Below are 20,702 nucleotides of genomic sequence, written 5' to 3'. Positions count from 1 at the left end.
CGGCGGAACCCCGTGGCCAACCGCTCGCTCCCCGCGGGGCGCTACTTCGGCGCGTTCGCGCTGATCGTCGCCCTCCTCTACGGCCTGGTCTTCTTCACCGGAGACACCCGGACACCGCAGCTCGGGCTCGACCTGCGCGGCGGCACGACCGTCACCCTGACCGCCCGCACGCCCGACGGCCAGGCACCGGCCCAGGAGGACCTGGAGCTGGCCCGCCGGATCATCGAGCAGCGGGTGAACGGCCTCGGCGTCGCCGAGGCCGAGGTGGTCACCGAAGGCGACTCGAACATCGTCATCTCCGTGCCCGGGGAGGACGGCGAGCAGGCGCGCGAGCTCGGCGCCACGGCGCAGCTGCGCTTCCGCCCGGTCATCGACGTCGGGGCAGCCGTCCCCGCGGAGGACGCGGCGACCGAGGACACCGAGGTGACCGAGGACGCCGAGCTGACCGAGGGCGCCGAGACCGCCGACGGCGACGCGACCGGGGACGCCGCCGAGGCAACCGGTGACGCGGCGACGGACGACGCGGCGACCGGCGACGCCGTCGAGGACCCGGCGCTGCCCGACCCCGACGCCCCGGCCGTGACGCAGGAGGAGGCCGCCGCGGAGTTCGCCACGCTGACCTGCGAGGCGGAGAACGTGACCGGCGACGTCGACCGGCCGGAGTCCTACGTGGCCGCGTGCAGCGAGGACGGCGCCGTCAAGTACCTGCTCGGCCCCACGATCATCGAGGGCACCGAGATCGACGACGCCAGCGCCGCCACCTCCCCGACGGACGGCAGCTGGATCGTGCTGCTGGACTTCCAGAGCGAGGGCCGCGCGACCTGGGCGGCCTACACCGCCGCCAACGTCGGGGCCAACGTCGCCTTCACCCTGGACGGCCGGGTCGTCTCCGCCCCCACCATCCAGGGCGCGATCAGCACCCAGACCACGATCACCGGCGACTTCGACCAGGAATCGGCCACCGAGCTGGCCAACCAGCTCCGGTACGGCGCCCTGCCGCTGACCTTCACCCAGGCCACCGCCCAGTCGATCTCCACCGAGCTCGGGGAGGAGCAGCTGGAGGCCGGCCTGATCGCCGGGGGTCTCGGCATCGCGCTGGTGTTCGTCTACGCGCTGTTCTACTACCGGCTGCTCGGCCTGGTCATGATCGCCAGCCTCGCGCTGTCGGCGGTGGTCGTGTACGGCGTCCTGGTGGTGCTGGGCCGCGAGATCGGCTTCACGCTGAGCCTCGCCGGCATCGCCGGGTTCATCGTCTCCATCGGCATCACCGCGGACTCGTTCGTCGTCTACTTCGAGCGGCTCAAGGACGAGATCCGCGAGGGCCGCTCGCTGCGCTCGGCGGTGCCGCGTGCCTGGGTCCGCGCCCGCCGCACGATCCTCTCCGCCGACGCGGTCAGCTTCCTCGCCGCCGCGATCCTCTACGTGCTGGCGATCGGCGACGTGAAGGGCTTCGCGTTCACGCTCGGCATGTCGACGGTCCTCGACCTCGTCGTCGTCTTCCTCTTCACCCACCCGCTCATGGCGGTGCTGTCCCGGCTCAAGGGCTTCGGCAGGAACCGGTTCTCCGGTCTCGGCCAGGTCCAGCACACCCGCCGCCCGGACACCGGTGCACCGGCCCCCAGCCGTGAGCTCGTCGGCGCCGCCTCCGGGCCGGGCCGTCAGGACAGGAGCACCTCATGACCCGCCCCACCGACCCGGCGGAGCCGACGCCGGAGGAGCCGACGCCGGAGGAGCCGACGGCGGAGGAGTCGCCGGTGGGCACCGGCGAGAACGCGCTCGCCGACGCCGGGCTGCCCCAGGACCCGGGCGGCGACGAGGTCTCCGCGCCCGCCGCACCGGGACAGGGCCGGCGCGCCGGCCTCAGCTCGCGGCTGTACAACGGCGAGGTCGGGCTGGACGTCGTCGGGCGCAGCCGGCTGATCTACAAGATCACCGCGGTGGTCGTGCTGCTGTGCCTCGCCTCGATGGTCTTCCGGGGGTTCAACTTCGGCATCGACTTCGCGGGCGGCAACAGCTTCCGGCTGCCCGGCACCGAGCAGCAGCTGCAGGACGCCCGCGCCGCGGCGGAGGACGCCGGGGCCGAGGTGGCCACCGCCCAGGTCGTCGGTGGCAACAGCCTGCTCATCCGCACCGAGCAGCTGGACAACGACACCGAGCGCGCCGTCGTCGACGCGCTGGCCGACGCGACCGGTATCGAGTCCGACCAGGTCAGCCCCGAGTCGGTGAGCGCCGAGTGGGGCGAGGACATCACCAGCCAGGCGCTGGTGGCCCTGGTGGTCTTCCTCGTCGCGGTCGTGCTGTTCCTGGCCGTGCGCTTCCAGCCCAAGATGGCCGTCGGCGCCATGGGCGCCCTCGCGCACGACATCATCATCACCGCCGGCGTCTACTCGCTGATCGGCTTCGAGGTGACCCCCTCGACCGTGATCGGGTTCCTCACCATCCTCGGGTTCTCCCTGTACGACACCGTCGTGGTGTTCGACAAGGTCGACGAGAACACCCGCGACTTGGAGCGCAGCGCCCGCATGACGTGGGGCGAGGCGGCGAACCTCGCGGTCAACCAGACGCTGATGCGGTCGATCAACACCTCGGTGATTGCCCTGCTGCCGGTCGCCGGCCTGCTCTTCGTCGGGGCCGGACTGCTCGGCGTCGGCACGCTCAAGGACCTGGCGCTCGTGCTCTTCGTGGGCCTGGCGGCCGGCACCTACTCGTCGATCTTCCTGGCGACGCCGATCGTGGCCGACTTGAAGGAGCGCGAGCCGGCCCAGGCGGCGCTGCGTCGCCGGGTCCTGGCCCGGCGCTCCTCGGCGGCGCGCGCCGGCGGGGTCCCGGCCGGTCCCGTGGCCAGCGCCCGCCGGCGCCGCCCCGGTGGCTCGACCGCCGCCTCCGTGGTGGGGGACCTGCCGGGCACGGTGACCGCCGACGTCGTCGTCGAGTCGCCGTCGTCGGTGCGGCCGGATTCGCCCCGGGGGGCCACCGCGGCCCCGCGTCCGGGCGCCCGCCCGCAGCGCCCCGACGGGCGCACCCGGCCCGCGGGCAAGCGGCGGAGGTGAGCACTCCGGCCGGGCAGCCGCTCGACGAGCTCATCGCCTCGCTCACCGTCGACGTCCCGGACCACCCCGAGCCCGGGGTCGTCTTCCGGGACCTCACCCCGGTGTTCGCCGACGGACCCGCGTTCCGGCGCATGGTGGACGGGCTGGCGGCACCGGCGGTGTCCGACCCCCGGGCGGCCGCCCTGGCGGACAGCCGGTCGGGCCCGCGCGACTTCGACGTCGTCGTCGGTGTCGAGGCGCGCGGCTTCCTGCTCGCCGCGGCGGTCGCGCTGGACGCCGGCGTGGGCGTCGTCCCGGTGCGCAAGGCCGGGAAGCTGCCGCGCGAGCGGATCTCCGCGGAGTACGTGCTCGAGTACGGCACCGCGACGCTGGAGCTGCACTCCGACTCCATCCGCCCGGGGCAGCGGGTGCTGGTCGTCGACGACGTCCTGGCCACCGGCGGCACGCTGGCGGCCGCGGTGGCCCTGGTCGAGCAGCTGGGCGGTGTGGTCGCCGCGATCTCGGTCGTCGTCGAGCTCGCCGCGCTGGGTGGCCGGCAGGTCCTGGCGCCGCACGCCGTCCACGCCCTCTGGACCACCTGACCGAGGGAGAAGGTCCCGCCGGGCCAGGCGTGGGCGCACCCGGTCCCGCTAGCATGGGCAGGGTCCCCCCTCTGCCAGCCGCAGGAGTCGCCGTGGCTTCCGAAGTAGCCGCCGACACGGCTGCGGCGCGGCCCGGTCCGGTCACCGCAGCCCCGCCGACCGCGCCGGATGCGGCGGGGGAGCCGCCGACCCGCAGCCCGCTGCCCGAGCGCCCGGCGGTGCGCCGTCCCGACGACGTCGGCGCCGAGCCCCTCGACCCGGAGTCGGGTGCGCCGCGGCGCCGGGTGCGCGACCGACTGGCCCGGCGCATCGTCGCGGGGCAGCGCAGCGGCCTGGTCCGGCCGGTGCTCGAGCCGCTGGCCGCGCTGCACCGGCAGAGCCATCCCAAGGCCGATCTGGCGCTGCTCCAGCGGGCCTACGACGTCGCCGAGGCGGCGCACTCCGCGCAGAAGCGGAAGAGCGGCGATCCCTACATCACCCACCCGCTCGCCGTCGCCACCATCCTGGCCGGGCTCGGGATGGACACGACCACCCTGATCGCGGCGCTGCTGCACGACACCGTCGAGGACACCGGCGTCACCCTGGAGACGATCACCACCGACTTCGGGTCGGAGGTGGCCCACCTCGTCGACGGCGTCACCAAGATCGACAAGGTGAAGCTGGGCGACGCCGCCCAGGCCGAGACGATCCGGAAGATGATCGTCGCGATGTCCCGCGACCCGCGGGTGCTGGTCATCAAGCTCGCCGACCGGCTGCACAACATGCGCACGCTGCGCTTCCTCCCGCCGGAGAAGCAGGAGAAGAAGGCGCGCGAGACGCTGGAGATCCTCGCCCCGCTGGCCCACCGGCTGGGTATGAACACGATCAAGTGGGAGCTGGAGGACCTCGCGTTCGCCACGCTCTACCCCAAGCGCTACGACGAGATCGTGCGGCTGGTGGCAGAGCGCGCCCCGTCCCGGGACACCTACCTGGCCGAGGTGACCTCGACGGTCAACGAGCAGCTCAAGGCCGCCAAGATCGACGCCGTCGTCACCGGCCGGCCCAAGCACTACTACTCGATCTACCAGAAGATGATCGTCCGCGGCCGCGACTTCACCGACATCTGGGACCTCGTCGGCATCCGCATCCTGGTCGACTCGGTGCGGGACTGCTACGCCGCGCTGGGCATCATGCACGCCCACTGGCAGCCGGTACCGGGCCGCTTCAAGGACTTCGTCGCGATGCCGAAGTTCAACATGTACCAGTCGCTGCACACCACGGTCATCGGGCCGCAGGGCAAGCCGGTCGAGCTGCAGATCCGCACGCACGACATGCACCGCACCGCCGAGTACGGCATCGCCGCGCACTGGAAGTACAAGGAGAAGGCGCGCGCCGGGGGCAAGCCGAGCGCCGGGGAGTTCGGCGCCCCGCCCAAGGCCGGCTCGCCCGACGACATGCTGTGGCTGCGCCAGCTGCTGGACTGGCAGCGCGAGGCCCAGGAGCCCGGGGAGTTCCTCGAGACCCTGCGCTACGACCTCGGCCCGCAGGAGGTCTTCGTCTTCACGCCGAAGGGCGACGTCGTCAGCCTGCCCGGCGAGGCGACGCCGGTCGACTTCGCGTTCGCGGTGCACACCGAGGTCGGCTACCGGACGATCGGCGCCCGGGTGAACGGCTCGCTGGTCTCCCTGGACAGCAAGCTCACCAACGGCGACGTCATCGAGATCTTCACGTCCAAGTCGCCCACCGCCGGCCCGTCGAAGGACTGGCTGACCTTCGTCGGCTCCTCGCGGGCGCGCACCAAGATCCGGCAGTGGTTCACCAAGGAGCGCCGCGAGGATGCGGTCGAGGCCGGCAAGGAGGCCCTCACCCGCGCCATGCGCAAGGCGGGCCTGCCGCTGCAGCGGCTGCTCGGCGGGGAGGCGCTGTCGACCCTGGCCAAGGACCTCCGCTTCGCCGACGTCACCGCCCTGTTCGCGGCGGTCGGGGAGAACCAGCTGTCGGCCGCGTCCGTGGTCGAGAAGCTCATGGCCGCGCTCGGGGGCAGCGAGGGTGCCGCCGAGGACATCGCCGAGACCGCGATCCCCACCCGCCGGCCGGTCGCCCGCCGGTCGGCCGGCGGGGACCCGGGGATCATCGTCCACGGCATGACCGACGTGTGGGCCAAGCTCGCCAAGTGCTGCACCCCGGTGCCCGGCGACGAGGTCCTCGGCTTCGTCACCCGCGGCGGCGGCGTGAGCGTGCACCGCACCGACTGCACCAACGCCGGGGACCTGCGGAGCAAGCCTGAACGTCTGGTCGAGGTCGAGTGGGCCTCGTCGCCGGGCTCGGTGTTCCTGGTCGCCATCCAGGTCGAGGCCCTCGACCGGCACCGGCTGCTCTCCGACGTCACCAAGGCGCTGGCCGACGAGCGGGTCAACATCCTGTCCGCGTCGGTGCAGACCAGCCGCGACCGGGTGGCGATCAGCCGGTTCACCTTCGAGCTCGCCGACCCCGCCCACCTGGGCGCCGTCCTGCAGACGGTGCGCAACGTGGAGGGCGTCTTCGACGTCGAGCGCGTCACCGCGTAAGGAACGGCACCGCACTGCATCGGCCGGGCCACAAGCTGTCTCGGCTCAGTTCGGCATAGGAGGCTTTGCCTACGGTTTCCAGGCGGGAACCGTAGGCAAAGCCTCCTATGCCTGGGCGGTCGGCGGCTGCTAGCCGACGACGGCCATGTCCTCGATGGTCACCGGGATGACCGGCGCGCCGTCACCGGGGCCCTCGGCGCCCTCGACGCCACCGGCCGCGACCTCGTCCAGGACCGCCAGCCCGGCCTCGTCGATCGTGCCGACGACGGTGTACTCCGGCGGCAGCTCGGTGTCGACGAAGGTCAGGAAGAACTGGCCGCCGGTGCTGTTGGGCGCCGCGGTCTTGGCCATGGCGATGGTCCCCCTGGGATAGGTGGTCTCCGGGGTCACTTCCTCGGCGTACTTGTAGCTGGGGCCGCCGGCGCCGGTGCCGGTCGGGTCGCCGCACTGCAGCACCCCGAAGGTCTCCGCGTTGACCAGCCGGTGGCAGGAGGTGCCGTCGTAGAAGCCCTGCTCGGTGAGGTACACGAAGCTGGCCGCGGCGCAGGGGGCCTGCGCCCGGTCCAGCGTCAGGGTGAGGTCGCCCTGGCTGGTCGCCATCAGGAGGGTGGCGGTGCCCTGGGTGGGCGTCGCCTCCGGGTTCGGCGGGGTGCCGACGTCGGTGAGGTTGGTGTTCCCCGACTCGTCGGGCAGGTACTCGCAGCTGACGGTGCCGTCGGCGTTGGTGGTGCGTGCCGCCGAGCTGGTCGACGCCGCGGTCGTCGGCGTCGTGGTGCCGGCGGCCTGGTCGTCGGTGCCGTCGTCGCCGCCGAACACGCCGGTGATCAGCAGGGCCGCACCGACCACGACGACGACGGCGACCGCGGCGAGGAGGAGGCCCAGGTTGCGGCGGCGCTTCTTCCCCTGCTCGGCGCGGCGCTCCAGCTGACGCTGCAGGTGGCGCTGCGCGGCTTCGCGACGCTGCTTGTTCGTGGGCACGGGTGCGGACTCCTCGGGCGGACGGGGGCGCGGTGGGCGGCCTCGGCGGCGGTGCGGACGGGCAGCCGCGGCGCAGGTCGGGGTGCGAGTCTAGGTGGCCGAGCTGGGGGAACCCTGGCAGCGCCGGAACGCCCGTGCGCCCCCGCGTAACCTGCACGGGTGCTCATCCGCTCGTTCCCCGCCGGCGCGTTCGGCACCAACTGCTACGCCGTCGCCTCCGGGCCCGGGCAGGAGTGCGTCGTCGTCGACCCCGGCATGGACGCCGTCGAGCCCCTGGCCCGCATGCTCGCCGAGGACGGCCTCAAGCCCGTCGCGGTCGTGCTGACCCACGGGCACCTGGACCACACCTTCTCGGTGCTCCCGGTGTGCGACGGCTACGACATCCCCGCCTACCTGCACCCCGACGACCACGGCATGCTGTCGGACCCGGCGCGCTGGCACGGGCCGCAGCTGGCCCCGCTGATCACCGGGGTGCGGCTCCCGGACCCGTCGGACGTCCGCAGGCTCGACGACGGCGCAGTGCTGTCGCTGGCCGGTGTGGACCTGACCGTCCGGCACGCGCCCGGCCACACCCAGGGCTCGGTGGTGTTCTCCCTCGACCTCGGCGAGGCGCCGGGGCTGCTGGCCGGGGACGTCCTGTTCGCCGGCTCGGTGGGCCGGGTCGACCTGCCCGGCGGCTCGTGGGACGCGATGGTGCGCTCCCTGCGGGACGTCGTCCTCCCGCTCGACGACGAGACGGTCGTGCTGCCCGGTCACGGCCCGGCGACCACGATCGGCCGCGAGCGGGCCACCAACCCCTACCTGGCCGAGGCGGCTGCCGCGCCGAAGGGACGAGGGCTGTGAGCGGCCTGACCGCGCCGAAGGGCACCTTCGACACGCTGCCCCCGGACTCGGCGCGCTTCCTCGCCGTCCGGGACACGCTGACCGCGCCGCTGCGGCGGGCCGGGTACGGCTACGTCGAGACGCCGGTGTTCGAGGAGACCGCCGTCTTCGCCCGGGGGGTGGGGGAGTCGACCGACGTCGTCACGAAGGAGATGTACACCTTCGACGACCGCGGCGGCCGCTCGCTGACCCTGCGCCCGGAGCTCACCGCCGGCCTGATGCGGGCCTTCATCGAGCACCGGCTGCACCAGGGCGCGCTGCCGGTGAAGCTCTGGACCGTCGGCTCGGCGTTCCGCTACGAGCGGCCGCAGGCCGGGCGCTACCGGCACTTCACCCAGGTGGACATGGAGGCGCTCGGCGTCGACGACCCCGCGCTGGACGCCGAGGTGGTGGCGCTCGGCGTCCAGGGGTTCCGCGACCTGGGGCTCACGGACTTCGAGCTGCTGCTCACCTCGCTGGGCGACGCGACCTGCCGGCCGCAGTACCGCGAGCTGCTCGTGGCCTACCTGGAGAAGCTGGACCTCGACGAGGAGACCCGGCGGCGCGCGGAGATCAACCCGCTGCGGGTGCTCGACGACAAGCGGCCCGAGGTGCAGGCCCAGCTCGGCGACGCCCCGCTGATGGTCGACCACCTGTCGGACTCCACGAAGGCGCACTACGACGCCGTCCGCCAGCACCTCACCGATCTCGGCGTGACCTGGACCGAGGCCCCCCGGCTGGTCCGCGGGCTGGACTACTACACGAAGACGACGTTCGAGTTCGTGCACAACGGCCTCGGCGCGCAGTCGGCCATCGGCGGCGGCGGGCGCTACGACGGGCTCTCCGCGGCCCTCGGCGGCCCCGACGTCTCGGGCATCGGCTACGCCGTCGGCGTCGACCGCACGCTGCTGGCCGTCCAGGCGGAGGGCCTCGACATCGGTGCGGTGGCCGGCGTGCAGGCGTTCGTCGTCCCGCTCGGGTCCGAGGCCAAGCGGCTGGCGGTCCGGCTGGTCGGGCAGCTGCGCCAGGCCGGCGTCGCGGCCGACACCGTCTACGGCGACCGCGGGCTCAAGGGCGCGATGAAGGCGGCCGACCGGTCGGGCGCCTCGCACGTCGTCGTGATCGGTGAGCGGGACCTCGCCGAGGGCGTGGGCCAGCTGAAGGACATGAGCACCGGTGAGCAGCGGTCGGTCCCGGTCGATGAGCTGTTCGAGACCGTGCGTGGAACTGTGGAGGCATGAGCATGGAGCAGCGGCCACTGGGCCGGACCGGGGCAGACGTCAGCGTGATCGGCCTGGGCACCTGGCAGCTCGGCGGTGACTGGGGGGACGTCGACGAGGACACCGCCGGCGAGGTCCTCGACGCCGCGCTCGACGCCGGCGTGACCCTGCTGGACACCGCCGACGTCTACGGCGACGGTCGCTCGGAGGAGCGCATCCGCAAGGCGCTGGCGCCGCGGGCCGACCGGCCCTTCGTGGCGACCAAGGCCGGCCGGCGTGCCGACCCGTTCGAGGCCGCCCAGTACACGCCGGAGAACCTGCGGGCCTGGGTCGACCGGTCCCGCCGCAACCTCGGCGTCGACACCCTCGACCTGGTGCAGCTGCACTGCCCGCCGACCGCGGTCTACTCCGACCAGCGGGTGTACGACACCCTCGACGGGTTCGTGGCCGACGGCTCGATCGCCGCCTACGGGGTGTCGGTGGAGACCGTGGCGGAGGGCCTGACCGCGCTGCAGCACGAGGGCGTCCAGACGATCCAGGTCATCCTCAACATCTTCCGGCGCAAGCCGCTGGAGGAGCTGCTGCCCGCCGCGCGCGAGGCCGGCGTCGGGATCCTGGCGCGCGTGCCGCTGGCCAGCGGGCTGCTGACCGGCAAGTACGACGAGACGACGACGTTCCCGGCCGACGACCACCGGAACTTCAACCGCAACGGCGAGGCCTTCGACGTCGGCGAGACGTTCGCGGGCGTGCCCTTCGACGTCGGCGTCGAGGCGGCCCGCGAGGTCGCCGCGATCGCCGGTGACGCCGTGCCCACGGCGGCGTTCGCGCTGCGCTGGGTCATCGACCAGCCCGGGGTCACCACCGTCATCCCGGGGGCGCGCAACGTCACCCAGGTACGGGGGAACGTCGCGGCGGCCACCATGGCCCCGCTGTCCGACGCCCAGCTCGCCGACCTCGAGCGGCTGTACGACGAGCGCATCCGCCCGCACGTGCACGACCGCTGGTAACCCACCCCCTGTCCTGAGAGGCCCGACCTTGCTTCGCACCCACGACGCCGGAACGCTGCGCGCGTCCGACGCCGGTACCACCGTCACCCTCGCCGGCTGGGTGGCCCGCCGCCGCGACCACGGCGGGGTGGTCTTCCTCGACCTGCGCGACGCCTCGGGGTACGTGCAGGTCGTCGTCCGGGAGGAGGAGGCCCACCACCTGCGCAACGAGTACTGCGTGCTCGTGACCGGTGAGGTGCGCCGCCGTCCGGAGGGCAACGAGAACCCCGAGCTGCCGACCGGCGAGATCGAGGTCGCCGCCTCGGAGCTGCGGGTGCTGTCGGCCGCGGCGCCGCTGCCCTTCCCGATCGAGACCGACCAGGCGGCGTCCGACGACGTGCGCTACCGGTACCGCTACCTGGACCTGCGGCGGCAGGGCCCGGCGCGGGCCATCCGGCTGCGGTCGGAGGTCAGCCGGGTCGCGCGCGAGGTGATGCACCGCCACGGGTTCGCCGAGGTGGAGACGCCGAACCTGACCCGCTCGACGCCCGAGGGTGCCCGCGACTTCCTCGTGCCGGTGCGGCTGCAGCAGGGCAAGTGGTACGCCCTGCCGCAGTCGCCGCAGCTGTTCAAGCAGCTGCTGATGATCGGCGGGCTGGAGCGGTACTACCAGATCGCGCGCTGCTTCCGGGACGAGGACTTCCGCGCCGACCGGCAGCCGGAGTTCACCCAGCTGGACTTCGAGATGAGCTTCGTCGAGCGGGACGACGTGCTCGCCGTCGCGGAGGACGTCGTCCGCGCGCTGTGGCGGGAGCTGGCCTCCTACGAGGTGCCCGAGATCCCGCGGATGACCTACCGCGAGGCGATGGACCGGTTCGGCTCGGACAAGCCCGACCTGCGCTTCGGCGTCGAGCTCACCGAGCTGACGTCCTACTTCGCCGACACCCCGTTCCGGGTGTTCCAGGCCCCGTACGTGGGCGCCGTCGTCATGCCCGGCGGCGGGTCGCAGCCACGCCGGGCGTTCGACGCGTGGCAGGACTGGGCGAAGTCGCGGGGCTACCGCGGCCTGGCCTACGTGACGATCGCCGAGGACGGCACCCTCGGCGGGCCGGTGGCGAAGAACATCTCCGACGCCGAGCGGGCCGGCCTGGTCGAGGCCGTCGGCGCGCAGCCCGGTGACTGCGTGTTCTTCGCCGCCGGGGCACGGCGCTCGGCGCAGGAGCTGCTGGGCGCCGCCCGCAACGAGATCGCCAAGCGGCTGGAGCTCATCGAGCCCGGGTCCTGGTCGTTCCTGTTCGTCGTGGACTTCCCGATGTTCGAGGAGACCGAGGACGGCGACTGGACGTTCATGCACCATCCCTTCACCTCGCCCACCCCCGAGTGGCGGGACCGGTTCGCCGAGGACAGGGGCGCGGCGCTGTCCGACGCCTACGACATGGTGATCAACGGCAACGAGGTCATGAGCGGCTCGGTGCGTATCCACGACGCCGAGCTGCAGGAGCGGGTGTTCGAGACGCTCGGGATGTCGCGCGAGGAGGCCCGTGAGCGGTTCGGGTTCTTCCTCGAGGCGTTCGCCTACGGCCCGCCTCCGCACGCCGGTGCCGCGCTCGGCTGGGACCGGCTGACCGCGCTGCTCACCGGGGTGGAGTCGATCCGCGAGGTGATCGCCTTCCCGAAGACGGGCGCCGGGTTCGACCCGCTGACCGGTGCGCCCACCCCGATCACCGACGCGCAGCGCAAGGAGGCGGGCATCGACGCCACGCCGGAGGAGCCGCCGACGCCGGGGCAGCCCGGGGCGCCCGGCCCGTCCGACCCGACGAAGTAGACCGCACGCACGACGGCGCCCCGCCCTCCCGGCAGCCGGGAGGACGGGGCGCCGTCGCGCTGTCCGGTGTCAGGGGCCGGTCAGGTGCCCGCGGGCCGACGTCGGCGGCGGACCCCGACGAGCGCCAGCGCACCGGCGAGCACCAGGCCGGCGCCGATCAGCGACACCTGGAACGGGTCGATCGAGGTGCCGGTGTAGGCCAGTGCCCCGTCCCCGCCGCTGGGAGCCCCCGCCGCGGGAGCTGCGGCAGCCTCGACGACGACGTCCAGCCGGAGGGCGTGCGGATCGCCCTGCGGATCGACCCCGTAGGCGACCAACGAGTGCGTCCCTGCCTCCAGCGTGAGAGGGACGGTGACCGCCTTGCGGAAGCTCCCGGTGGCGTCGGTGGTGACCGTGCCCAGGACGATCGGCGTCGAGTGGATGACGATGGTCACCGTCGAGTGCGCGAGGAAGCCGGTGCCGATGACGGTGATCTCCTGCCCGGCCTCGGCCTCGGTGATGTCCCCGTCGGTCGTGGTGAGCGTGAGCTCGGCGTCCGCGGGCGGTGTGGCCGGCACGACCGGGGCGGCGACGCCGCCGCGCGTGGTGACGGTCGCCGGCGTGCCCTCGACACCGTCGGCGCTGATCGGCACCACGGTGATCGTATAGCCGACGCCTGCGACGCCGCCCAGCACGCAGGACGTGCCGGTCGTGCTGCAGGTCGCCGCGCCGGGGCTGGAGGTGACGCGGTACCGCGCCGCCGGTTCTCCGCCCGTCGGGGGCTGCCAGGCGACCCGCACGGCCGAGGCGTCGGGGACGGCGGTCAGGGCCGTCGGCGCACCCGGGGGAGGCGGCGTGACGGACACCGAGCCGCGGGCCGTGGCGGGACGGGCGTCGATCGAGGAGACCTTGGTCGTCACCGCGTAGCTGCCCGGGGTGGTGCCATCGGCGCTCGTCACCGGGATGCGGAGGACCGGCAGCGAGCCACCGGCCGCGATCGGTGATCCGGGGGTGTAGCGGCAGGTGGTCACCGCTGCGGCCGTCGTGCAGGCGTAGCCCTCGGCCGTGGTGAACGAGCCCGCCTGCGGGACGAGGGCGGCGGGGAACGTCGTGGTCACCGTCGTCCGCTCGGCCTCCGGGCCGCCGGTGGCGGCAACCTCGGGGGTGACCTGCACGGTGCCTTGGCCGCCGGCTGCGATCGGGCCGCCGGCGACGTCGGCCGTGAAGGCCGGGAGCTGGCCGCTCAGCGTGGCTGTCCTCAGCCCGCCCACCTCGTGGATCTCGTTGCTGCCTCCGGTGGAGGCGCCCCAGCCGAAGCTCAGCTGGTAGGGCAGCCCGGTGGCCGGGTTGATCCAGTCGGCCGGGAAGCCCAGGCCCGGGTCGATGGTCGGCAGCGGACCGGTCAGGGTCCGGACGCCCGACACGTACGTGGTCACGCTCAGCGCGAAGCTGCGTGCGGGGACGGTGAGACCGCCGCCCGTGACCATCGGCTCGTCCGAGGGGTTGATCGCGACCCGGACCGGGACGGCGGTCGGTCGGGTGGTCTGGCCCGGCTTGTCGAGGTCGCCGTTCACCAGGTTGGCGTGCTCCAGCAGGCAGTAGCCCCGGGTGCCCGAGCCGGGGCCTCGCACGCCCACGTTCTGCGGCGCCGTGTTGCGCTGGCGCGCCTCACCGCAGTCCGTGCCGCCGAAGTCGCCGTTGGTGAAGTTGCCGTAGACGTCGATGCCGAAGCCCAGGTATCCGTAGGAGACGCCCGGGGTCCCGCCGCCGAGGTTGCTGTAGCCGAGCGCTCCACCGGTGGCGCCCTGGGTCGTCGGCGGCGCCGGGTTCTCCGGGTCGGTCGCCGCGAGGATGAAGCTGATCCCGTCGGCACCCGCGTCGTAGCCGCCGCCGGTGGTCAGGTCCCGGGCGTACTGGAAGGTGTCGAACGCGATGTCCAGGCCGCGGGCTGTGGGCAGGCTGACCGCGTTGTAGGCGTTGCCCACCTGCTCGTTGAGGTTGCTGGTCAGGCGCAGGGTGCCGCTCCCCGCGGCGTCGATCGCCGTCGCGGAACAGGCGCGGATCGGTTGCTGGGCCGTGCTGGTGCCGGCGGTGAGGCAGGCCCGGTTCGAGCCCGGCGACGGGAGGAACCAGTCGGCGGAGCCGGTCGTGGCGCCGGCGAAGGTCTCGTCGGTGAGCGTGCTGGTCGCCGGCGCGGCCAGGGCCGGCGAGCCGGTCGCCACCAGGGCGAGGCCGGTGCCCAGGACCGCGAGGGCGGACGTGCTCCGCCGCCACCGCAGCCGGCGGGCGACGTTCGGGGATGTGGTCACGGGCGAGAAGCTAAACGAGACCGATCCGTCCGGGTTCACGCCGAGTGTGCGACACGCGCCTGTGGCAACCTGCGCCTCAGGCGTCACAACCTGGCAACACCTGCCAGCCCGATGTCGGTCCTCTCGACCGACGACGGCGGGCGGTGGGGTGGCGGCGGTAGCGTCCCCGCATGCCATTGCGCGCCCGCACCCTGCTCGGTCCCGGCCCGTCCAACCCGTACCCGGAGGCGCAGGCCGCCCTCGCCCAGCCGTTGCTGGGGCACCTCGATCCGGTGTTCCTCGGGATCCTGGACGAGACCTCCGAGCGGCTCAGGCAGGTGTTCGGGACGGCGAACCGGCGCACCCTGCCGCTGTCGGCGACCGGTTCGGCGGGCATGGAGGCGGCGTTCGTCAACACCGTGGGGCCCGGGGACGTCGTCGTCGTCGCGGTGAACGGGCTGTTCGGGCAGCGGATGACCGACGTCGCGGCCCGGTGCGGCGCGGAGGTGGTCGCGGTCGAGCACGAGTGGGGGCAGCCGGTCGACGCCGAGCGGGTGCTGGCCGCGCACCCGGCGCCCAAGCTGATCGCCGCCGTGCACGCCGAGACCTCGACCGGTGTGCGGTCGGACCTGACGTCGCTGGCCGCCGGGAAGGGCGACGCGCTGCTGCTGGCCGACTGCGTGACCTCGCTCGGCGGCATCCCGGTGGAGCTGGACGACTGGGGGGTGGACCTGGCCTACTCGGGGTCGCAGAAGTGCCTGGGCGTCGCACCCGGGCTGGCGCCGTTCACCATCTCCGACCGGGCCTGGGAGCGGCGGATCGAGAAGCCGCAGAGCTGGTACCTCGACCTCGGCATGCTCGGCGGCTACGCGGGCGAGGCGGCCGGCACCGGCGGGCGCACCTACCACCACACCGCCCCGACGGGGATGGTCGTGTCGTTGCACGCCGGGCTGGGCCGCATCCTCGAGGAGGGCCTGGACGCCGTCCACGCCAGGCACGCCGAGGCCGGCCGGTTGCTGCACGAGGGGCTGGCCGAGCTGGGGCTGGAGCTCTTCGCCGCCGAGGGCCACCGGCTGCCGGAGCTGACCACGGTGCAGGTGCCCGACGGCGTCGACTCGGCCGCCGTGCGGGCGGAGCTGCTGGAGCGGTTCGACCTGGAGATCGGCGGGGGAGTGGGCGCCTACGCCTCGAGCGTCTGGCGGATCGGCCTGATGGGGCCGAACGCCTCGCCGGCCAAGGTGGCGCTCGTGCTGTCGGCGCTGAAGGCGGTCCTCGGGCGCTAGGGTCCTGGATCGTTCCGCAACCAGGAGGTGCCCGTGGCCCACGTCGTCCCCGAGCGCCGGGCCCGGCGGGGGGTGCCGTGGTGGGCGCTGGTCCCGCTCTCGGCTGCCGCCTGGTGGGTCGGTGGGTACCTGTTCTGGCTGCTCGGCGGGCTGCGCATGCTGCCGGTCGGGGCCCGGACGGCGCTCCCGCTCGCGCCGTCCATGATCGGGTCGCTGGTGCTCGGGGCTCTGGTGGGAGGCGTGGCCGCAGGGCTGCTCTCCGGGGCCGCGGCGCGCCGGGCGGCCGGGGTGCTGGCCACCTCGGGGGGCACCGCGCTGGCCGTCGTCCTCGCGCTGGGCACGACGGTGCGAACGCTCCGGACGAACGCCCCGGACACGTTCGAGACGGAGCCGGCGGTCGTCCTCGGGCTCAGCGCGGTCGTCGTGCTGGTCTCGGGAGCGGGCTGGGCGCTGGGCGCGCCGGCGGCCCTCGGCGCCGCCGGCGCCGCGCCGGGGCTGGCGGTGCTGGCCGGAGCGGCCCCCTGGTGGACGTCGGAGGGCGTGATCGCCCTCGTCGGGATCGACGGCATGGTCTCCGGGCCGGGGCGGCTCGGGCCCTGGCTCGGTGCCGCGCTGCTCGTGACGGCCCTGGTGGTGGTCGGAGCCCGCCCGGTCGCCCGGCTCGCGTGGTGGCCGGCCGTGGTGCTCCTCGCGTGGTTCGTCGCCCCGGCCCTGACCGCGGTCAGCTACCTCGAGCAGTTGCTGCGGCCGGGCTCCGGGTTGCCGGCCACGCTCCCGGACGCACTCGACGCGGCCTGGCAGGTGTTCGGCCTGGCGTCGCTGCCGGCGGGACGGGACCTGCTGCCGTGGCTGGTCGCGATCGCGGTGGCCGCAGCGGTGGTCGTCGTCCGCCCGCGGCTGCGGCCGACGGCGGGTCCGCGGGTCGAGCAGCCGGAGGAGCTGACCGCACCGAAGGACGTCGTCGACCGCTGACGCCCGGGCGCTCGCGTGATGCCGGCCCTGCCACGACGCGGCGTGCGGCAGACTCCACCACATGCTGTACCCGGAGGTCTCGCAGCGGGAGGGGTCGGACGACCGGTCGTTCCGTCAGCTGCCGCCCTGGGCGCTGGTCCCCGTAGCGGCGCTCGGCTGGTGGCTGGTCGGGTTCTTCCCGTCGCTGCTCCAGGACGTGCTCACCGATCACCCGGTCCGGGGCTGGCCGGTGGTGCCCCTGCTGGCCTCCAGCTCCGGCGTCCTGTGGATGGGGGCGTTCTGGGGCGGTGTCGTGGCCGGCCTCCTCGGCCGGCTCGCCCGCCCGGGGCGACGTCGGACGGCGGTGGCCGCGACGGGCGCCGGCGTGGCCACGGGGATGGCGGTGACGCTGCTGCAGGTGGGGCGGTTCATCGCCGACCAGCCGGTACCCTCCGGCGAGGGCCGGGTGATCGCCGGCCTGTGCCTGCTCACGATCGTCGCAGGCTGCGTCGGCTGGGCCCTCGGCTCGGCCTGGGTGTTCGGTCGGGTCGGGCTGGGCGTCTCCCTGGCCGCGCTGGCCACCGTGGTGACCGGCTGGCTCGACGCGGTGCAGTTGGCGCTGCTGAATGCGACGCAGGGCGTCGGGGTGTTCGTCCTCGACTGGCGCTGGAGCCAGTGGGCCGGGGCGGTGGTGCTCGCGGCGGCCCTCGTGGTGATCGGCGCCCGTCCGGCGGCGCGGCTGGCGTGGTGGGCGGTGGTGCTGGTGGGCGCCTGGTTCGTGGGACCGTCATCGACCGCGGTCGTCGGCCTGGAGATCTACCTCTGGGGAGGTGTGCCCGGCATGCCCGGCTTCCCCGAGACGCTGCCCGAGGCCCTGGCCGCCGCGGGGCGGACGTTCTGGCAGGCCGCGCAACCGGGCCACTCCCAGCTGGTCGCCCCCTGGATCGCCGCCGTCGTCGTCGCGGCGCTGGTGTGCGTCGTACGGTCGAGCCGCTCCGTCGGCCGGGAGACTTCCTGAGCACCGGCCGGCCGTCTCCAGCCATGGCCGGGGCGGGGCTCAGGCGGCGTCGAGGCGGGCGAGCTGGTCGGGGGAGAGGGTCAGCTGGGCGGCCGCGGCGGAGTCGATGACCGACTCCCGGCGGGACGCACCCGGGATCGGCACCACGACGTCGGCCTGCGCCAGGTGCCAGGCCAGCGTGACCCGGTACACCGACACCCCCAGCTCGTCGGCCACCTCGGCGAACGCGGGGGCGCTGGAACCGAGGGATCCGGCCGCCGAGACGCCACCGAACGGGCTCCACGGGAGGAAGGCCAGCCCCTGCCGCGCGCAGTGCGCCAGCTCGTCGGCGGAGTGCCGCCAGCCGGGCGAGAACTGGTTCTGCACGCTGACCAGCGCCTCCCCGACGATCGAGCGGGCGGCGTCGATCTGCGCGATGTCGGCGTTGGAGATGCCGACCGTGCGCACCAGGCCGTCGTCGGCAAGCGCTCGCAGCGCCCCCATCGAGTCCTCCCACGGCGTGGCGGGGTCGGGTCGGTGGAACTGGTAGAGGCCGATGGCGGCCACGCCGAGCCGGCGCAGCGACGCCTCGCAGGCCCGCCGCAGGTAGGCCGGGGACCCGTCGAGCTCCCAGTCGGTGCCCCGCCGGGTGTGGCCGCCCTTCGTGGCGACCAGCACGTCGGCGGCGCCGGGGCCGTAGGACCGCAGGGCGTCGGCGACGAGCGCCTCGTTGTGCCCGAACTCCGCCTCGTCGCGGGAGTACGCGTCGGCGGTGTCGACCAACGTCACCCCCGCGTCGAGGGCCGCGTGGACCACGGCGACGGCGTCGTCGTGCGAGGGGCGGCCGTCCTTCGTGGACAGGGGCATGGCGCCGAGCCCGATGGCGCCCACGGTCGTGTTCCCGATGCGTCGCTGCTGCACGGGGCCTGTCGTGCCCCGCGGGTAGCGTCTGAACCGTGAGTTCGCTGTTCGACGACCCCGTGGAGGCGGCTGCCGAGGCGGCCGTCGACGCCGGGGCGCCGCTGGCCGTGCGGATGCGGCCGCGCGCGCTGGAAGAGGTCGTCGGCCAGCAGCACCTGCTCGGGGACCGCGCCCCGCTGCGCCGGCTGGTCGAGTCCGACGAGCCGATGTCCCTGGTGCTGTACGGCCCGCCCGGCACCGGCAAGACCACGCTGGCGCACGTCATCTCGCTGGCCACCAAGCGGCAGTTCGTGCAGCTCTCCGCGCTGGACGCCGGCGTGAAGGAGGTCCGCGCGGTCATCCAGAGCGCCAAGCGCGAGCTGACCTACGCCGGCCGCCGCACCGTGCTCTTCATCGACGAGGTGCACCGGTTCTCCAAGACCCAGCAGGACAGCCTGCTGTCGGCGGTCGAGGACCGGATCGTCAGCCTGATCGCCGCCACCACCGAGAACCCGTTCTTCTCCGTCGTCAGCCCACTGCTGTCCCGGAGCCTGGTGCTGGCGCTGCAGCCCTTGACCGACGACGACATCCGCGCGGTGCTGCACCGGGCGCTCACCAGCGACCGCGGTCTGGCGGGGGCGCTGACGCTCGACGCCGAGGCCGAGGACCACCTGGTGCGGGTGGCCGGCGGCGACGCGCGCAAGGCGCTCACCGCACTGGAGTCCGGCGCGGGCGCCGCGCAGGCGGCCGGCGCGACGGAGATCGACCTCGCCACGCTGGAGACGGCGGTCGCGCAGGCGGCCGTGCGCTACGACCGGCAGGGCGACATGCACTACGACGTCGCCAGCGCCCTGATCAAGAGCATCCGCGGCAGCGACGTCGACGCCGCCCTGCACTACCTGGCGCGCATGGTGACGGCGGGGGAGGACCCCCGATTCATCGCCCGGCGGCTGGTCATCAGCGCCAGCGAGGACATCGGCATGGCCGACCCGACGGCGCTGCTCACCGCGGTGGCCGCCGCGGACGCGGTCGCCTTCATCGGCATGCCCGAGGGGCACTTCCCGCTGGCCCAGGCCGTGGTGCACCTCGCCACGGCGCCGAAGTCCAACGCGATCACCGCGGCAATGGGGGAGTCGATGGCCGACGTCCGGGCCGGCCTGGGCGGGCCGGTGCCGCCGGGGCTGCGGGACGCGCACTACGGCGGGGCGAAGAAGCTCGGCCACGGCACCACCTACGTCTACCCGCACGCCCACCCCGACGGCGTCGTCCCGCAGCAGTACCCGCCGGACGCGCTCGTCGGGAAGGACTACTACCGGCCGACCGGACGCGGCACCGAGGCGCGGCTCGGAGAACGGCTGGCCAAGCTCCGGGCGATCATCCGGCGCCGGCGGTGACCGCCCGGCGGGGCACGGACGGCGGCGGGGGGCCGCGACTACTGTGACGAGGCCGGAGTCCGCTCCCGGCGCCGAGTCCCCTCAGAACAGGAGCACGCGTGTCCGTAGGAGAGATCGCCGGGCTGATCGCAGCCGGCGCCCTGGTGCTGCTGGTGGTGCTCGTTGCCGTGCCGCTGCTCAAGCTGGGCCGGACGCTCGACGAGACCACCCTGACCATCCGCCAGGTGCGTGAGCAGAGCGCTCCGATCCTCGGCCAGGCCAGCACCACGGTCGCGCACGTGAACAGCAACCTGGAGCGCGTCGACGACATCACCGGCAACGCGGCGAGCGTCTCCAGCAACGTCGCCGCGCTGACCAGCGTCGTCGCCGCCACGATCGGCAGCCCGCTGATCAAGGTGGCCGCCTTCAGCTACGGCGTGCGCAGCGCGACGCGGAAGAAGCGCGAGGGCCAGGCGCTGGCCGACGCCGCCGCGCGGGACAAGGCCGAGCGCCGCAGCCGCCGCGCCGCCCGGCGGGCCGCCTGATGCGCCGGCTGTTCTGGCTCGCCATGGGGGTCACGATCGGCGCGCTCGTCGTCCGCAAGCTCTCCGCCGCCGCCGAGAAGATGACCCCGGCCGGCATCGGGGCCTCGATCGCCGAGGGCCTGCGCGACCTGGCCGACGCGATCGGTGACTTCGGCGCCGACGTCCGGGAGGCGATGAGCGAGCGGGAGCTGGAGCTGCGCGCCGGCACCGGCCTGGACGCCCCCCTGCCCACCGGCGACCAGGCGCAGCTGCCCGGTGGCCGCGGCGGGGCCCACGCCGCCGACCTCTGACCCCCGGGACCGGCTCGAGCACCGCGCCGGCCCCCGACACCGAGAAGAC

Annotated in this window: 17 protein-coding genes; 14 read left to right on the top strand and 3 right to left on the bottom strand. The window is 74.1% G+C overall.

Annotated elements, in window-relative coordinates; all coding sequences use genetic code 11:
* Positions 1 to 12: 12 nt before the first annotated feature.
* The 4 genes from secD (at position 13) to ACI79T_RS00490 (ending at position 6,177) form a co-directional block, all read left to right on the top strand.
* Positions 13 to 1,680 carry a protein translocase subunit SecD gene (gene secD, locus ACI79T_RS00505; protein WP_456608085.1) on the top strand — a complete coding sequence of 556 codons (1,668 nt, stop codon included), beginning with the start codon at positions 13 to 15 and terminating at the stop codon, positions 1,678 to 1,680.
* The gene (gene secF, locus ACI79T_RS00500) at positions 1,677 to 3,050 is read left to right on the top strand and encodes a protein translocase subunit SecF (RefSeq protein WP_456608084.1); all 1,374 of its coding nucleotides are present in this window, start codon (positions 1,677 to 1,679) and stop codon (positions 3,048 to 3,050) included. Before secD ends, secF begins: the two co-directional genes overlap by 4 nt.
* Positions 3,047 to 3,631 (top strand): adenine phosphoribosyltransferase, encoded by a 585-nt coding sequence (locus ACI79T_RS00495; protein WP_456608083.1) that lies wholly within the window; start codon positions 3,047 to 3,049, stop codon positions 3,629 to 3,631. Before secF ends, ACI79T_RS00495 begins: the two co-directional genes overlap by 4 nt.
* Before the next feature lie 92 nt (positions 3,632 to 3,723).
* Positions 3,724 to 6,177, top strand: a complete 2,454-nt coding sequence (locus ACI79T_RS00490) for a RelA/SpoT family protein (protein ID WP_456608082.1) — start codon at positions 3,724 to 3,726, stop codon at positions 6,175 to 6,177.
* A 129-nt stretch (positions 6,178 to 6,306) separates the two neighbouring features.
* Here ACI79T_RS00490 and ACI79T_RS00485 read toward each other — a convergent pair whose 3' ends face one another.
* The gene (locus ACI79T_RS00485) at positions 6,307 to 7,155 is read right to left on the bottom strand and encodes a peptidylprolyl isomerase (RefSeq protein ID WP_456608081.1); all 849 of its coding nucleotides are present in this window, start codon (positions 7,153 to 7,155) and stop codon (positions 6,307 to 6,309) included.
* 159 nt (positions 7,156 to 7,314) lie between these two features.
* On the opposite strand from ACI79T_RS00485, the gene ACI79T_RS00480 reads away from it, so the two are divergent.
* From ACI79T_RS00480 to aspS, 4 genes are read left to right on the top strand one after another with little or no spacing between them, the layout of a single operon-like run.
* The gene (locus ACI79T_RS00480) at positions 7,315 to 7,998 is read left to right on the top strand and encodes an MBL fold metallo-hydrolase (protein ID WP_456608080.1); all 684 of its coding nucleotides are present in this window, start codon (positions 7,315 to 7,317) and stop codon (positions 7,996 to 7,998) included.
* The gene (gene hisS / locus ACI79T_RS00475) at positions 7,995 to 9,257 is read left to right on the top strand and encodes a histidine--tRNA ligase (RefSeq protein WP_456608079.1); all 1,263 of its coding nucleotides are present in this window, start codon (positions 7,995 to 7,997) and stop codon (positions 9,255 to 9,257) included. The genes ACI79T_RS00480 and hisS overlap by 4 nt, the downstream gene beginning before the upstream one ends.
* Positions 9,254 to 10,243, top strand: a complete 990-nt coding sequence (locus ACI79T_RS00470) for an aldo/keto reductase (protein ID WP_456608078.1) — start codon at positions 9,254 to 9,256, stop codon at positions 10,241 to 10,243. The genes hisS and ACI79T_RS00470 overlap by 4 nt, the downstream gene beginning before the upstream one ends.
* 28 nt (positions 10,244 to 10,271) lie before the next feature.
* Positions 10,272 to 12,047 (top strand): aspartate--tRNA ligase, encoded by a 1,776-nt coding sequence (aspS, locus tag ACI79T_RS00465; protein ID WP_456608077.1) that lies wholly within the window; start codon positions 10,272 to 10,274, stop codon positions 12,045 to 12,047.
* A gap of 80 nt (positions 12,048 to 12,127) precedes the next feature.
* Here aspS and ACI79T_RS00460 read toward each other — a convergent pair whose 3' ends face one another.
* Entirely contained in the window at positions 12,128 to 14,335 is a 2,208-nt protein-coding gene (locus ACI79T_RS00460) for a hypothetical protein (protein WP_456608076.1), read from the bottom strand.
* Positions 14,336 to 14,505: 170 nt separating this feature from the next.
* Between ACI79T_RS00460 and ACI79T_RS00455 the strand changes: the two genes are divergently transcribed.
* The 3 genes from ACI79T_RS00455 to ACI79T_RS00445 all read left to right on the top strand — a co-directional run bounded on the left by ACI79T_RS00455 (position 14,506) and on the right by ACI79T_RS00445 (position 17,566).
* Positions 14,506 to 15,597 (top strand): pyridoxal-phosphate-dependent aminotransferase family protein, encoded by a 1,092-nt coding sequence (locus ACI79T_RS00455; protein ID WP_456608075.1) that lies wholly within the window; start codon positions 14,506 to 14,508, stop codon positions 15,595 to 15,597.
* A 33-nt stretch (positions 15,598 to 15,630) separates the two neighbouring features.
* Positions 15,631 to 16,569: a hypothetical protein gene (locus tag ACI79T_RS00450; RefSeq protein WP_456608074.1), complete on the top strand. Its 939-nt coding sequence runs from the start codon at positions 15,631 to 15,633 to the stop codon at positions 16,567 to 16,569.
* Between the two features lie 61 nt (positions 16,570 to 16,630).
* Positions 16,631 to 17,566, top strand: coding sequence for a hypothetical protein (locus tag ACI79T_RS00445; RefSeq protein ID WP_456608073.1), 936 nt, complete (start codon positions 16,631 to 16,633; stop codon positions 17,564 to 17,566).
* A gap of 39 nt (positions 17,567 to 17,605) precedes the next feature.
* Here the strand turns inward: ACI79T_RS00445 and ACI79T_RS00440 are convergent, their stop codons facing one another.
* On the bottom strand, positions 17,606 to 18,466 hold the full coding sequence (locus ACI79T_RS00440) for an aldo/keto reductase (RefSeq protein ID WP_456608072.1): 861 nt from the start codon (positions 18,464 to 18,466) through the stop codon (positions 17,606 to 17,608).
* A gap of 35 nt (positions 18,467 to 18,501) precedes the next feature.
* Between ACI79T_RS00440 and ACI79T_RS00435 the strand changes: the two genes are divergently transcribed.
* The 3 genes from ACI79T_RS00435 (at position 18,502) to ACI79T_RS00425 (ending at position 20,653) form a co-directional block, all read left to right on the top strand.
* Positions 18,502 to 19,839, top strand: coding sequence for a replication-associated recombination protein A (locus ACI79T_RS00435; protein ID WP_456608071.1), 1,338 nt, complete (start codon positions 18,502 to 18,504; stop codon positions 19,837 to 19,839).
* A 98-nt stretch (positions 19,840 to 19,937) separates the two neighbouring features.
* Positions 19,938 to 20,363 (top strand): DUF948 domain-containing protein, encoded by a 426-nt coding sequence (locus ACI79T_RS00430; RefSeq protein ID WP_456608070.1) that lies wholly within the window; start codon positions 19,938 to 19,940, stop codon positions 20,361 to 20,363.
* A complete protein-coding gene (locus tag ACI79T_RS00425) occupies positions 20,363 to 20,653 on the top strand; it encodes a hypothetical protein (RefSeq protein WP_456608069.1) in 291 nt (96 codons plus the stop codon). The genes ACI79T_RS00430 and ACI79T_RS00425 overlap by 1 nt, the downstream gene beginning before the upstream one ends.
* Positions 20,654 to 20,702: the final 49 nt, after the last annotated feature.

This window comes from Blastococcus sp. SYSU DS0619, from assembly GCF_054051035.1.
The sequence above is the reverse complement of the archived record's forward strand: the minus strand, read 5'-3'. Positions and strand labels throughout refer to the sequence as shown.

Bases quoted from the DNA above. Each gene is read 5' to 3' on its own strand.
- ACI79T_RS00425 (WP_456608069.1), top strand. From the start codon at position 20,363: ATGCGCCGGCTGTTCTGGCTCGCCATGGGGGTCACGATCGGCGCGCTC.
- ACI79T_RS00455 (WP_456608075.1), top strand. From the start codon at position 14,506: ATGCCATTGCGCGCCCGCACCCTGCTCGGTCCCGGCCCGTCCAACCCG.
- secF (WP_456608084.1), top strand. From the start codon at position 1,677: ATGACCCGCCCCACCGACCCGGCGGAGCCGACGCCGGAGGAGCCGACG.
- ACI79T_RS00445 (WP_456608073.1), top strand. From the start codon at position 16,631: ATGCTGTACCCGGAGGTCTCGCAGCGGGAGGGGTCGGACGACCGGTCG.
- ACI79T_RS00470 (WP_456608078.1), top strand. From the start codon at position 9,254: ATGAGCATGGAGCAGCGGCCACTGGGCCGGACCGGGGCAGACGTCAGC.